Below are 13288 nucleotides of genomic sequence, written 5' to 3' on the forward strand. Positions count from 1 at the left end.
TCGCGCCCCCCGGCGAACCCGGCCCAGTATGCCAGCGCGGGTCCGGGCGGCGTGCCCGTGCGCCTACCCTGGTCGCGTGACCTCCACCGCCGTGCGCCGCGCTTCGTCCGCCGCACGCCCCGCCAACCCGTGGTGGCTCGTCCTCGCGGGCCCGTTCGCCGTCGTCGTCGCCGTGCTGGCGGTGGTCGGGGCGGGGTCGTTCTCGGGGGCCTTCTCGGCGATCGAGGGGTTCAGCGACCCGGGCGCGCTGGTGCGCTGGGGCACGCCGGTGGTCACGGTCCTCACGGAGCTGTCGGTCGCGCTCGCGCTGGGCTCCCTCGTCCTCGCGGCGTGCGTGCTGCCGCCGGGGGACGCGCTGCGCCGCGCGCTCGGCGTGGCGGGCGTGGCGTCGGCGTCGTGGGCGGTCCTCGCCGTCCTCCAGGTGGTGCTGCGGTACTCGTCGATCTCCGGCACCGCGATCACGAACCCGACCTTCGGGGACCAGCTCGGCCTGTTCGTCTCCCAGGTGAGCCTGGGGCGCAGCTACCTCGCCGTCGTCGTGGTCGCGGCCGTGACGTCCGCGCTGGCGCTCGCCGTCCGCTCGGCCACGGGCGCGCTGTGGACGGCCGCCGTGGCCCTCGTCGCGCTGGGCCTGCAGGCCAACACCGGTCACGCGGCAGGCGCGGCCTCGCACGAGCTCGCGGTGTCGACGATGTTCCTCCACCTCGCGGGCGCCGCCCTGTGGGTCGGCGGGCTGGGGACGCTCGCCGTCGTGCGGGCGCGCGGCGGCCTCGTCCGCGACGGGTTCGCCGACGCCGTCTCGCGCTACTCCGCCATCGCGCTGTGGTGCTACGTCGCCGTCGCCGTCTCGGGCGTCGTCAACGCGAGCATCCGCATCGACACCCTCGCCGGCCTCGGCACCGACTACGGCATCCTCCTGCTCACCAAGGTCGCGCTCATCATGGTGCTCGGCGCCGTCGGCTTCGCGCACCGCGAGCTCGTCGTGCGCCGGCTGCGCGGACCGAGGGCCGGGACGACGAAGGACGGGGCGGGCGACGCGACGCGGTGGCTGTTCTGGCGCCTCGTCGCGGTCGAGCTCGCGATCATGGGCGCCGTGTCCGGCGTCGCGGTCGCCCTCGGGTCGACGGCACCGCCCGTCCCGCAGACGGAGATCAGCGACCCCACGCCCGCGGAGATCGTCACGGGCCACCCGCTGCCCCCCGAGCCGACCCTCGCCCGCTGGTTCACCGAGTGGCGCTGGGACGTGCTGCCCGCGTTCGCGTGCGTCGCGGCGTTCGTCGTCTACCTGGCCTGGGTGCGGCGCCTCGCCCGCCGCGGCGACCGCTGGCCCGTGGGCCGCACCGTGTCGTGGTGCGCGGGCGTCGTCGTGCTGTTCTGGGTGACGTCGGGCGGTCCGGCGACGTACGGGCACGTGCTGTTCAGCGGGCACATGGTGCAGCACATGGTCCTCGCGATGGTCGTGCCGATCCTGCTCGTGCTCGGCGCGCCCGTCACCCTGCTGCTGCGGGCCGTCCCGCCGCGCAAGGACGGGTCGCGGGGACCGCGCGAGTGGGTGCTCGCGCTCGTCACGTCCCGCGTGGGGCAGTTCTTCGCCCACCCGGTCGTCGCGGCCGTGAACTTCGCCGGCTCGATGATCGTCTTCTACTACACGCCGGCCTTCGAGCTCGCCCTGACGACGTATGCCGGGCACCTGCTCATGCTCCTGCACTTCACGCTCGCGGGGTACCTGTTCGCGAACGCGCTCGTCGGGATCGACCCCGGCCCGCACCGCCCGCCCTACCCGCAGCGCCTCCTGCTGCTGTTCGCCACGATGGCCTTCCACGCGTTCTTCGGCGTCGCGCTGACGTCGGGCGAGGTGCTGCTCGTCCCCGAGTGGTTCGGGCTGCTCGGCCGCGAGTGGGGCCCGAGCGCCATCGAGGACCAGCAGCGCGGCGGCGGTGTCGCGTGGGGCATCGGCGAGCTGCCGACCCTCGCCCTCGCGATCGTCGTCGCCGTCATGTGGACACGCTCGGACGAGCGCGAGGCCCGGCGTCACGACCGTCAGGCGGACCGCGACGGCGACGCCGAGCTCGGCGAGTACAACGCGATGCTCGCGAAGATGGCGGAGCGCGACGACCGCCCCTGACGCCGACCACGAGGTTGGTGTCGTTCTCGCGCCCATCACGGCACCGACGTCGTTCTCGACGGCGAGGAACCTCGTGCTCGCGAGAGGTGACGGCGGACGACGGCGACCATCCGGCCCGGAGACGACGCGCCCGGAGCGGTGAGGTCGCGGCCGGTGAACCGCAGCAGGTCGACGCCGCCGTGCCCCACGAGGTCGTTCTGCCTGCTGCGGTCGCGCAGCAGCGCCTCCGGGACGCTGTGCACGTCGACGCCGTCGAGCTCCGCGAGCAGCCACCGCCCACCGGGCAGACGCCAGCCGAGGTCCCCGCGCCCGAGGAGGCGCCCGTCGTCGCGCACCTCCACCTGCAGCGCGTCGGGAGCCAGCCGCGCGTCGGAGCAGTCGAGCCGGGCGAAGGTCTCCAGCGGGGACTCCGACCGCGCGTCGGCCTCGTCCCACCAGGCGTGGGTGCGCGCGACGCCGCGGCGCCCCCGGGCGAGGTCGTGCGCGCGCGACAGGCCGTCCGCGTCCAGCAGGCGGCGGTGCAGGGCGCTGTCCATCGCGGCCACCGCCCGCCGGCGGCCCATCTCCGGGACGGACTGCGCCAGGGCCCAGTCCGGCGTCGCGACGAGGTGCCCGTCGACGCGCGTGACCGTCATGCCGTCGTCGAACTGGCGCAGCGCGACGCCGTCCCGGGAGAGAGCGGCGCGGCCTCCAGGGAGCGCGACCTGCGGGCGCACGTCCGCCGCGACCCCCTCCACCCCGTGCAGCACGAGCGCGCAGGGCCCGACGGCGATCGCGTCCTCCCCGAACGCGAGCAGCCCGAGCAGGGCGGACCGTCGCCGCACGTGGTCGTGCACGCCGGGACCCGTCCGGCGCCGGACGGGGGTCGTCCGCGTGTCGTAGACGCCGCGTGTCGGGCGGGTCCACCGGCCCTGGGCGACGAGCCGTCCGCGCCGGTGGGCACCGACGCCGTGCTCGTCGCACTGGGCCGCCGAGAGCAGCCCCTCCTGCGCGGACGCGACGGCGAGCAGCTCGGCGGGGACGGCGGTGAGGGTGCGCACGTCCCGATGCCAGCACGTCCTGCGCGCACCGCTTCGTGCGGCGCGGGCGTCCTGTGGACGACGGTCGCGGAACCGGGCCTGTGGACGGCGAGCGGCGGGGCTGCGCAAGGGCGGGGCTGCGGGTGGCGCGTGCCCGCGAGAACGGGACTGCTCGCCGTCGAGCACGGGCTTGCTGCCGCCAAGTGCCTCAGAACGACGGCAACCTCGTGTTCGGCGGCGTCCGGGGTGGCCGTGATAGGACGTACCCGTGAGTAACGACGCCGCGAGCACGCCCTCTCCCGACCGTGGCACGACGCCACCGACACCGTTCCACGACCTCGACCACTACCTCGCGGTCCCGCGCGTGGCGGGCCTGGCGCTCTCGCCGGACGGCTCTCGCCTCGTCACCACCGTGCAGACGCTCGACGAGAAGCGCACCGGCTACCGCACCGCGCTGTGGGAGGTCGACCCGTCGGGTGCCGCCCCGGCGGGTCGCCTGACGCGCAGCCGCAAGGGCGAGGCCGGCGCGACGTTCACCGCGCAGGGCGACGTGCTGTTCACCTCCGCGCGGCCGGACCCGGACGCCTCCGCCGACGACGACCCGAAGGCCGCGCTGTGGCTCCTGCCCGCGCGGGGCGGCGAGGCCCGCGTGGTCGCGACGGCGCCCGCGGGCGTGGGCTCCCCGCTCGCCGCCACGGACGCGCCCGTCGTCTCCGTCGCCGCCGACGTGCTGCCCGGCGCGACCAACCTCGCGCACGACGCGACGCTGCGCACCGCCCGCAAGGACGCGAAGGTCGCGGCGATCCTGCACGACGCCTACCCGGTCCGGCACTGGGACCACGACCTCGGGCCCGGCCGACCGCACCGCTTCGTCGCCGACCTCACGGCGCTCGCCGACGAGCCGGCGCGTCCGCTCCCGACCGAGACGGCCCCGGACGCCGCCCCCGAGACCGGTGCCGCCGCCCCGGACGCGACGCACGACGCCCACGACCCCCGGCTCCTCGACCTGCGGGACGTGAGCCGCGGCGTCGGGCAGGACGGCCCGGGCCGGGCGCTGTGGGAGCACTCGGCGGACCTGTCCGCGGACGGCACGACGCTCGTCACGACGTGGCAGGTGCCGGGTCCGGGGGCCTCGACGCGCAGCACGCTCGTCGCGGTCGACACGGCGACGGGCGCGCGTCGCACGCTCGTCGACGAGCCGGGCGCGCAGGTGCACGGTCCCCGCATCTCGCCCGACGGCGCGTTCGTCGCGTTCGTCCGCGAGACGCTGACGACGCCGCAGCAGGCGCCGGAGGAGACGCTCGCCGTCGTGCCGCTGCACGCGCCCGACGGCCGCGCCGGCCACGACGGCGGGCACGACGACGCCCCCACGACGCGTGCGGAGAACCACGCGACCCCGCGGACCCTCGTGCCGCACTGGGACCGCTGGCCGACGTCGGTCCGCTGGCTCCCGGACGGCTCGGGCCTGCTCGTCACGGCCGACGACGACGGCCGCGGCCCGGTCTTCCTCGTCGCGTTCTCCCCGGACGCGCGGGGCGAGCAGCCCACCGCGGAGCGCGTCACCGCCGACGACGCCGTGTTCACGGACGTCCAGGTCGCCCCCGACGGGCGCACGTTCTACGCCCTGCGGTCGAGCTACCGCGAGCCCGCGCACCCCGTCCGCGTCGACCTCGGCGCGTTCCTCGACGCGGGCGCGCCGGGCGAGCGTGCACCGGTGCCCGCCACGGCGCTGCGCGGCCCGGTGGCGACCCCGGACCTGCCGGGCACGCTCGTCGAGGTGGAGACCGCGGCGTCGGACGACGTGCGCGTGCGCGCCTGGCTCGCGCTGCCCCACGGGGCGTCCGCGGAGAACCCCGCGCCGCTCCTGCTGTGGATCCACGGCGGCCCCCTCGGGTCCTGGAACACGTGGAGCTGGCGCTGGAACCCGTGGCTCATGGTCGCGAAGGGCTACGCGGTGCTGCTCCCGGACCCGGCGCTGTCCACCGGGTACGGGCAGGACTTCGTGCAGCGCGGCTGGGGGCGCTGGGGGCAGGAGCCGTACACCGACCTGATGGCCGTCACCGACCACGTCGAGACGTTGCCCGAGGTCGACGCGACGCGGACCGCCGCGATGGGCGGGTCGTTCGGCGGGTACATGGCGAACTGGGTCGCCGGGCACACCGACCGCTTCCGGGCCGTCGTCACGCACGCGAGCCTGTGGGCGCTCGACCAGTTCGGCCCCACCACCGACCACGCGTACTACTGGCAGCGCGAGATGACGTCCGAGATGGCGCTGGAGAACAGCCCGCACCGGTTCGTCGGCGACATCGTCACCCCGATGCTCGTCATCCACGGCGACAAGGACTACCGCGTGCCGATCGGCGAGGGGCTGCGCCTCTGGTACGAGCTGCTCGCGGACTCCGGCCTGCCCGCCGCGCCCGACGGGTCGACCGTGCACCGGTTCCTCTACTTCCCCGACGAGAACCACTGGGTGCTCAGCCCTCAGCACGCCAAGGTCTGGTACCAGGTGGTGCTCGCGTTCCTCGCGGAGCACGTGCTCGGTACCGCGCCGGGCGACGGCGACGCCGTCCTGCCGACGACGCTCGGCTGAGCCGCACTGAATCCTGCTGCCGAGCACGAGGTTCCTCGCCGCCGAGCACGAGGTCGATGTCGTTGTCGACGCGTTGACGACATCAACCTCGTGCTCGGCGACCGGCGGGAGGACGCGTCCGCCGCGACCGTCAGGCGACGGGGACCGGTTGGAGCGTCGGTGTCGTCGCGACCCGCCAGCGCCGCACGAGACGGCGGTCGGCCGCGCCGCGCGCCGCGTCCCGCAGGCACCGCTGCGTGGACTCGCGGTGCTCGAGGAGCGCGGTGCGGTCGTGCTCCAGCGCCCACAGCAGGGCGGCGCGGACGTCGGTACGGGCGGGCGAGGCAGGCAGGGTGTCGGACATGGTCCTTCTCGTCATCGATGGTCGCTCGTGCGGCCGGAGGCCGCTTCCACCCGACAAGACGGAGAAAGCTGCCGTCCGTGACGTGACTTCCGTGACTTTTCTGCACGAGGTGCCCGGCCGTGTCACCGCCCGGCGCGGCCCGACCGCGCGGTCACCGCGGCGACGAGCACGGCGGCGAGGTCCGCGGGGCGCGAGAGCATCGGCCAGTGGCCCGTCGGGAGGTCGACGTACGTGAGGTCCGTGAGCTCGCCGAGCTCGGTGTGCAGCGGCGGGCCGGGGTTCGCGAGCTCGGCGAGCACCGCGGACGGGATGGACGAGCAGACGGCGGTCGTCGGCACGTCGAGGCGTGCCGGGTCGGACACGCGCACCGGCCCGCGGGCGACGGGACCCGGCTGCGGGACCGCGCACTCGCGGAAGCGGGCCAGCGCGTCGTCGTCGAGGCCGTCGGTGCTCGATCCCTGCTCCGCGAGCTCGTCCCACGACGGCAGCGGGACCTCCGCGGCGTCGGCGGGCAGCGTGGGGTTCAGGGCGGCGCCGTCCACGAGGGGACCGGTGTCGACGTAGACGACGCGCGCGATGCGCCGCGGGTCGCGGTCGGCGACCTGCTGCACGACCGGGCCTCCGCCGCTGTGACCGACGAGCACGACATCGCCCTCCAGCCCGTCGACGAGCCGCGCCACCGCGTCCACGTGGTCGTCGCGCGTGACGCGGGCCCGGTCGGCCGCGGTGTCCTGGGGCCGCAGGCCGGGGAGCGTGACGGCGTGCGGGACGAGCCCGGCGGCCCGGAGGTGGGGGACGACGTCGTCCCACGCCCAGGCGCCCAGCCAGAACCCCGGGACGAGGACGACGTGGACGGCGCCCTCCGGTGCGATCTCGTGCGTGCTGTTCTCGGTCATGGCTCCACCCTCGCACCGCCCTGGTGACACCGGTCTGTCACCATGGTTCGACACGTGCGGGGGAGGATCGGATGAACAGGACCGAGCGGCTCTACGCGATCGCGGAGGAGCTCCGGCGCTCCGGCCCCACCGGGACGACCGGACCGCGCCTCGCGGCCGCGCTCGAGGTGAGCGAGCGCACGATCAAGCGCGACGTCGCGGCCCTCCAGCAGGCGGGTCTGACGATCTGGGCGCAGGCCGGACCGGGCGGCGGCTACGTCCTCGACCCGAGCGCGACGCTGCCGCCCGTGAACTTCACGCCCGGCCAGGCGGTCGCCGTCGCCGTCGCGCTCGCCACGCTGCCGCCCGGGAGCCCGTTCGCGGTCGACGCTTCCGCCGCGCGCGGCAAGGTGTGGGACGCGCTCGGCGCGGGCGACCGTGCGCGCGCCGAGGCGCTCGCGGCGCGGGTCTGGGTGCGCCGCGCGCCGGCGGCCGGTGCGGGCGCACCCGACGCCGAGGTGCCCGACGGCGCGCCCGCGGCCCGCGACGTCGTCCCGCCCGGGGGAGGGGGCGTCGTCGGGCAGGCCCGCACGCACCTGGGGGTGCTGCGTGCGGTGGAGCAGTCGATCGCGACGTCGCGCGTCCTCGCGATCCGGTACACGGACGGGCGGGGGGAGCGGACGTCGCGGCGCGTCGACCCGGTGCTCCTCGCGCACACCGAGGACCGCTGGTACCTCGTAGCCTGGTGCCACCTGCGCGAGGGGATCCGCTGGTTCCGGCTGGCGCGGGTCGACCGCGCCGACCTCACGACCGAGTCCTACGAGCCTCGGCCGGTCACGGAGGTCGGCGAGCCGCCGCCGGGCGCCGCTCCCGTCGCCGCGGGCGCGGGGTCGGTCGGTGACAGCACCTGACACCGATCTGGCCGACGCGTCCCGGGCCCTCTTCCACGACCCGGGAGGGGTTTGTTAGCATTGCTCGCGAACGGCGCCGACGGTCGTCCATCTCGACATGCCGCCGTGACCAGGGGAACCCGTGGCGACATTTTCGCCTACCCAACAATGGCATTGGTATCCCCGCCAGAGCGACATTCCGTGGACATTCGTCAGCGCGCAAAGAGTGGTGAAGGCGCTGGTCACGGCGTCGCTCCGTGGATAGTGTGGATGTCGCCCCACCCAAGGATGGGCTGGTCGGGCCGTTGAGCGCGCAGCGGCCGGGAAGAAAGCCCATCCCTGAATTCTCGGTCGCACCATGCCACGAGCAGTCGTGCGCCCACCCCGGCCATGCACGTGTTTTCCACCGTCGTACGGGCCGGAGACCTCGCCATGAGCACCGAGATCAGTGTCGTCATTCCCACGTACAACCGCGCACAGCTCTTGCACCACACCCTGGAGGCCCTGCGCCGCCAGAACCTCGACCGCGACCGGTTCGAGGTCGTCGTCGTCGACGACGGCGGGAGCGACCACAGCGAAGAGGTGGTGCGGTCCTTCGCCGACCACCTCGACGTGAAGTACTACTGGCAGGAGGACGCCGGGTTCCGCGCCGGCAAGGCCCGCAACATCGGCACGGCGATCGCGTCCGGCCGGTACGTCGTCTACGTCGACACGGGCGTGCTCCTCGGGTCCCGGACCCTCCAGACGCACCTCGACATCCACCGGAGGGCCGCGTACCCCACGGTCGTCGTCGGCTACGTGTACGGGTTCGAGGCCGACGAGCAGGTGCTCGACGAGCTCGCCCGCGGCATCGACCCCGGCGACGCCGACGCCGCGATCGGGCTCCTGCACGAGCGTGGTGCGTTCGACGTGCGGGAGAAGCAGTACCAGGAGCTCGGCGAGATCATCGCGGGCTGGCCCGCGCCGTTCGACATCTTCTGGACGTGCCACGTCTCGGCCGAGCGCGAGCAGGTGCTCGCCGCGGGGATGTTCGACGAGTCGTTCACCGGGTGGGGCGGGGAGGACGTCGACCTCGGGGTGCGCCTGTTCCAGCGCAACAACCTCTTCGTCATGGACCGGTCCGCCCGCTCGTTCCACTGGCCGCACGAGAAGGAGGTCGCGGACCTGCGCGAGTCGTCCGCCAACGCCGCCGACCGGATCCACGAGAAGTACGGGCTGTGGGTGACGAGCTTCTACGGCAAGGACCTGCAGGACGAGAAGTACTCGCTCAACAAGGTCATCCGCATCTTCACCGGGCACGGCGCGACGGGCACGGTCCTCACGCCCGCGCGAGGAGACCGCCGATGACCGCCCGCTACGACAACGAGTACCCCTGCCGCCCCGACTGGCCGCTCGTCGGCGGCACCGTCACCGACGCGCTGACGAAGAGCGGCGTCGTCGTGGGGGAGGGCACGACGTTCGTCGGCGTCCCGCGCGTCGCGTTCACGCAGGTGACCGACGACGAGCTGGGTGTCCGCACGGTCGCGCGGGAGGACTTCCGGGGCGTCGTGCGGGTCGGGAGCGGCTGCTACGTGGACTCGGGCGTCACGCCGGCGTTCCACAGCCAGCCCGTGAAGCTCACGTCGGTCAAGGTCAACGACCGCCCGGCCGGGCGCGTCGTGATCGGCGACGACGTGGTGCTGCAGGGCGTCGCGGTCGTCGCGTACGAGCTCGTCGAGATCGGCGACGGGGCCATGTTCGGCCCGCTCGTGACGATCATGGACAGCAGCGGCCACCCCCTGCGGGACCGGGGCGGGGCCCGGGAGGCGGAGCGCATCACGTCCGCGCCCGTCCGGGTCGGCGAGGGGGCGTGGGTCGGGACCGGCGCGACGATCCTCAAGGGCGTCGAGGTCGGCGCGGGCAGCGTCGTCGGCGCCCAGAGCGTGGTCTACGAGTCCGTGCCCGACGGCTGCGTCGTCGTGGGCAACCCCGCGCGCGTCGTCAAGCGGTTGTGAACGGCGTCGCCCGGCCGCTGCTCGCCGTCGCGCTCCCCGTGGCGGCGCAGACGGTGTTCTTCTCCAGCAAGGGCCTCGTCGACGCGGCGATGCTCGGGTCGCAGGGCGAGGTCGACGTCGCCGCGGTGGGCCTCGCCGCCCGGGCGATGTTCGTCGCGACGATGTTCGTCGTGGGCCTGTCCGTCGGGGTGGCGCAGCTCGGCGCGCAGATCCAGGGGGGTGCGGGGCCCGACCGGGACGCGCGGCTGCGCCGCACGGTCCGGCTCGGGTGGGCGGTCTCGCTCGCCGCCGGGGCGGCCGTCGCCCTCCTGTTCCTCGTGTTCCCGCGGGCCGTGATGGGGCTCGGGACGGACTCCCCGGAGGTGGTCGACGCCGGGGCGGAGTTCCTGCGGCTCGTCAGCGTGCCGTACCTCCTCCTCCCGTACACCACCGCGGTCGGCGCCGGGCTGCGGGTCTCCGGGGCCGCCGCGACCGGCATGGTGTACGCGTGCCTCGGCGTCGTGCTCAACGTCGCCGCGAACGCCGTCCTCATCACCGGGCTGGGTCCCGTGCCGGCGCTCGGCATCACCGGCGCCGCGTACGGCACGGTGCTCAGCGCCGTCGTCGAGACCGCGCTCCTCGCTCTCCACCTGCGGTGGCGGGGCCACGTGCTCGCCGCGCTCGGCCGCGACGCCCGGGCGGGCGTGCGGCGCGACGACCTCGCCCCCTTCCTGCGGCTCGCCCTCCCTGCCGCGACGAACAGCACCCTGTGGGCGCTGGGCACCTTCGCGTTCTACGCCGTCGTCGGCGGCATGTCCGTCACGAGCGCGACGGCGCTCGCGATCCTTTCCCCGGTCGAGTCCCTCGCCCTCGCATTCTCCGTCGGCCTCGCCAACGGGGCCTCCGTCCTCGTGGGCGCGCGCCTCGGCGCGGGCGAGCGGGAGGAGGCGTACGCGCTCGGGCGCACCCTCGTCGTCGTGAGCGTGGTCACCGGGGTCGTCACGTGCGTCCTCGTGCGACTCCTCAAGGTGCCCGTCCTCGGGCTGTTCCCCGGGGTGAGCCCGGAGAGCCTCGACCTCACCGGCACCCTCTACGACGTCATGGTCGCCGGGTTCGTCCTCAAGAGCGTCGCCATGACGATGGTCCTCGGCGTCCTGCGGTCCGGCGGCGAGGCGCGCTTCTGCCTCCTGCTCGACGTCACCGCCCAGTGGGTGCTCCTCCTCCCGCTCGCGCTGGTGCTCCGGTTCGTGCTCGACGCCGACCCGGTCCTCGTGTTCGCCCTGCTCCTCGTCGAGGAGGCGTTCCGCCTCGTCGTCGCGGCGCGCCGGATCCGCTCGCGCCGGTGGCTCGTCCGGCTCGTCCCGGCCGGATGAACCCCGATGAACCGGACCCAACGGCTGGAGGCCCTCGCCGGTGAGCTGCGCCGTGCCGGGCGCACCGGCACGACCGGCACACGCCTCGCCGCCGCCCTGCACGTCAGCGCCCGCACCATCAAGCGCGACGTAGCCGCCCTCCAGGAGAACGGCCTCGCGATCCGCGCGCAGGCCGGGCCGGGCGGCGGGTACGTCCTCGACCCCTCGGCGCCCCTGCCGCCGGTGCGCTTCACGCCCGCCCAGGCCGTCGCCGTCGCCGTCGCGCTCGCCGCGCTCCCCACGGGCAGCGCCGTGGACGGCGACGCGCACTCCGCGCGCGGCAAGGTGTGGGACGCGCTCGGCGCGAGCGACCGGCACCGAGTCGCCACGCTCGCCGCCCGCGTGCGGCGAGCGCCTCCGCGTCGCTAGCGTCGGGGGATGGTGCACATCGGGCTGGACGACGCCGTCGCACGCGAGCGGGACGGCTGGGACGCGCTGTGCGGGTCGCGCGGCGGCGCGTTCTACGGCGAGGCGATGACCGACGACGGCCTCATGGTCCTCGTCGACGGCAGCGTCCTGGACCGCGACGCGGTCGTCGCGAGCCTCGACGACGCACCGCCGTGGGACACCTACGCGCTGCACGACCCCCGTCTGCTCCGGCCCGGGCAGGACGTCGTGACCCTCGTCTACCGGGCCGTCGCCCGGCGCGCGGGCGCCCCGCCGTTCGAGGCGACGATGACGAGCACGTACCGCCTCGTCGACGGCGCCCTGCGCCTCGTCCTCTACCAGCAGACCGCGACCGCCACCTGAGTCGGTCCCCGAGGCCGCCGCAGGCGCGCGCCCCGCGTGTCGCCTCCCCGGGTGTGGGTGGTCTCGGCCAGGATCACCAGGTCAGACGGCGCAGGCAGGGCGACGACGAGGACGGTGCGCATGGACCAGCAGAAGGCGCGGGAGATCAAGACGCAGCTCGCGGACTACGCGCGCGAGCTCGCCGAGCGCAGCGGCGCGCCCGGCATCGAGGCCAGCGGGGTGCCCGACGACGCGGCGCACCTCGTGCGCTCGCCCACCCTCGCGCTCGGTCTCGCCCCGCGCGACGACGGCGGGTACGCCATCGCCGTCCGGTACCGCCTCGGCGTCCCCGCCGCGCGCAGCATCGCGCGCAAGGTCGCGTCCGAGGCGGGCGACACGGTCGACGTGCGCCGCACCGGCCGGATCCGCCCGCTCGCCGGGCCTCCGGGTCGCGCCGGAGGGTCGGGTCGGGCCGGGGGGCCCGGCGCGGCTGTGCGCCCGCCCGTCGTCACGGCGCTCGCGGCGGGGGAGACGGACCGTGTGCGCCCTTTGCGTCCCGGGGTGTCGGTCGCGCACGTCGACGTCACCGCGGGCACGCTCGGGGCGTTCGTCCGGGCCACGACCCCGGTCGAGGGTGCACCGGACGACGCGGTCTACGCGCTCTCGAACTGGCACGTGCTCGCGGGGTCGACGACCGCGCGGGTGGGGGACGTCGTCGTGCAGCCGGGCCCCGCCGACGGGGGCGGTGCTCCCGCGGACCGCGTGGGGACGCTCGCGCGGGTCGTGCCGCTGGAGGCCGGTGTCACGCAGACGGTCGACGGCGCGATCGCCCTCCTGGACGACCCGGACGTCGACCCGACGTACCCCGTCGGGCGCGTCACGACGACCGCACGCGCGGAGGGCGGCGAGGCCGTCGGGAAGATCGGCCGCACGACCGCGGTGACGGCGGGGCGCGTGACCGCGATCGAGCTCGACGACGTCGTCGTGGGCTACGGCGACGAGCTCGGCGCGCTGCGGTTCGACGACCAGATCGAGGTCGAGTCGACCGGGACCGGCCCGTTCTCCCGCGGCGGCGACTCGGGCTCGCTCGTCTACCGCGAGGACGGCGTCGCGCTCGGCCTGCTGTTCGCCGGCTCCGAGACCGGCGGGTCGAACGGCACCGGCCTGACCTACTGCAACGCCATCGACACCGTCCTCGACCAGCTCGGCGTCACCCTGCTCCCCTGACCCGCGAGGTGAACCCAGGTTCACCGGGGAAGGCCCCAGTCCGCGAGGTAGTACCGGGGCCCGCGAAGTAGTACCGCAGTTCACGGGCGAGGACCCGGCTCTCCT

12 protein-coding genes are annotated in these 13288 nt (G+C 75.1%); 9 read left to right on the forward strand and 3 right to left on the reverse strand.

What is annotated here, in order from left to right; translation table 11 throughout:
* The first annotated feature begins 28 nt into the window (after positions 1–28).
* Entirely contained in the window at positions 29–2125 is a 2097-nt protein-coding gene (locus LGQ04_RS00205) for a bifunctional copper resistance protein CopD/cytochrome c oxidase assembly protein (RefSeq protein WP_443654094.1), read from the forward strand.
* Between the two features lie 35 nt (positions 2126–2160).
* On the opposite strand, the gene LGQ04_RS00210 is transcribed toward LGQ04_RS00205, so the two are convergent.
* Entirely contained in the window at positions 2161–3165 is a 1005-nt protein-coding gene (locus LGQ04_RS00210; protein WP_229241474.1) for a type IV toxin-antitoxin system AbiEi family antitoxin domain-containing protein, read from the reverse strand.
* A 247-nt stretch (positions 3166–3412) separates the two neighbouring features.
* Between LGQ04_RS00210 and LGQ04_RS00215 the strand changes: the two genes are divergently transcribed.
* Positions 3413–5734 carry a S9 family peptidase gene (locus LGQ04_RS00215; RefSeq protein ID WP_229241475.1) on the forward strand — a complete coding sequence of 774 codons (2322 nt, stop codon included), beginning with the start codon at positions 3413–3415 and terminating at the stop codon, positions 5732–5734.
* A gap of 130 nt (positions 5735–5864) precedes the next feature.
* On the opposite strand, the gene LGQ04_RS00220 is transcribed toward LGQ04_RS00215, so the two are convergent.
* Positions 5865–6077 carry a hypothetical protein gene (locus LGQ04_RS00220; protein ID WP_229241476.1) on the reverse strand — a complete coding sequence of 71 codons (213 nt, stop codon included), beginning with the start codon at positions 6075–6077 and terminating at the stop codon, positions 5865–5867.
* A gap of 122 nt (positions 6078–6199) precedes the next feature.
* The gene (locus LGQ04_RS00225; RefSeq protein ID WP_229241477.1) at positions 6200–6973 is read right to left on the reverse strand and encodes an alpha/beta fold hydrolase; all 774 of its coding nucleotides are present in this window, start codon (positions 6971–6973) and stop codon (positions 6200–6202) included.
* A gap of 71 nt (positions 6974–7044) precedes the next feature.
* On the opposite strand from LGQ04_RS00225, the gene LGQ04_RS00230 reads away from it, so the two are divergent.
* The 7 genes from LGQ04_RS00230 to LGQ04_RS00260 all read left to right on the forward strand — a co-directional run bounded on the left by LGQ04_RS00230 (position 7045) and on the right by LGQ04_RS00260 (position 13183).
* On the forward strand, positions 7045–7863 hold the full coding sequence (locus LGQ04_RS00230) for a helix-turn-helix transcriptional regulator (RefSeq protein ID WP_229241478.1): 819 nt from the start codon (positions 7045–7047) through the stop codon (positions 7861–7863).
* 411 nt (positions 7864–8274) lie between these two features.
* Positions 8275–9189, forward strand: coding sequence for a glycosyltransferase (locus tag LGQ04_RS00235; RefSeq protein WP_229241479.1), 915 nt, complete (start codon positions 8275–8277; stop codon positions 9187–9189).
* Positions 9186–9836, forward strand: a complete 651-nt coding sequence (locus LGQ04_RS00240; RefSeq protein ID WP_229241480.1) for an acyltransferase — start codon at positions 9186–9188, stop codon at positions 9834–9836. Before LGQ04_RS00235 ends, LGQ04_RS00240 begins: the two co-directional genes overlap by 4 nt.
* Complete coding sequence (locus tag LGQ04_RS00245) at positions 9833–11188, forward strand: MATE family efflux transporter (RefSeq protein ID WP_229241481.1); 1356 nt, start codon at positions 9833–9835, stop codon at positions 11186–11188. Before LGQ04_RS00240 ends, LGQ04_RS00245 begins: the two co-directional genes overlap by 4 nt.
* Before the next feature lie 6 nt (positions 11189–11194).
* On the forward strand, positions 11195–11596 hold the full coding sequence (locus LGQ04_RS00250) for a helix-turn-helix transcriptional regulator (protein ID WP_229241482.1): 402 nt from the start codon (positions 11195–11197) through the stop codon (positions 11594–11596).
* A 9-nt stretch (positions 11597–11605) separates the two neighbouring features.
* Positions 11606–11977, forward strand: a complete 372-nt coding sequence (locus LGQ04_RS00255; protein WP_229241483.1) for a nuclear transport factor 2 family protein — start codon at positions 11606–11608, stop codon at positions 11975–11977.
* 120 nt (positions 11978–12097) lie between these two features.
* On the forward strand, positions 12098–13183 hold the full coding sequence (locus LGQ04_RS00260; RefSeq protein ID WP_229241484.1) for a chymotrypsin family serine protease: 1086 nt from the start codon (positions 12098–12100) through the stop codon (positions 13181–13183).
* The last annotated feature ends 105 nt before the right edge of the window (positions 13184–13288 follow it).

Source organism: Cellulosimicrobium marinum (assembly GCF_020551945.1).
Classification (GTDB): domain Bacteria; phylum Actinomycetota; class Actinomycetes; order Actinomycetales; family Cellulomonadaceae; genus Cellulosimicrobium; species Cellulosimicrobium marinum.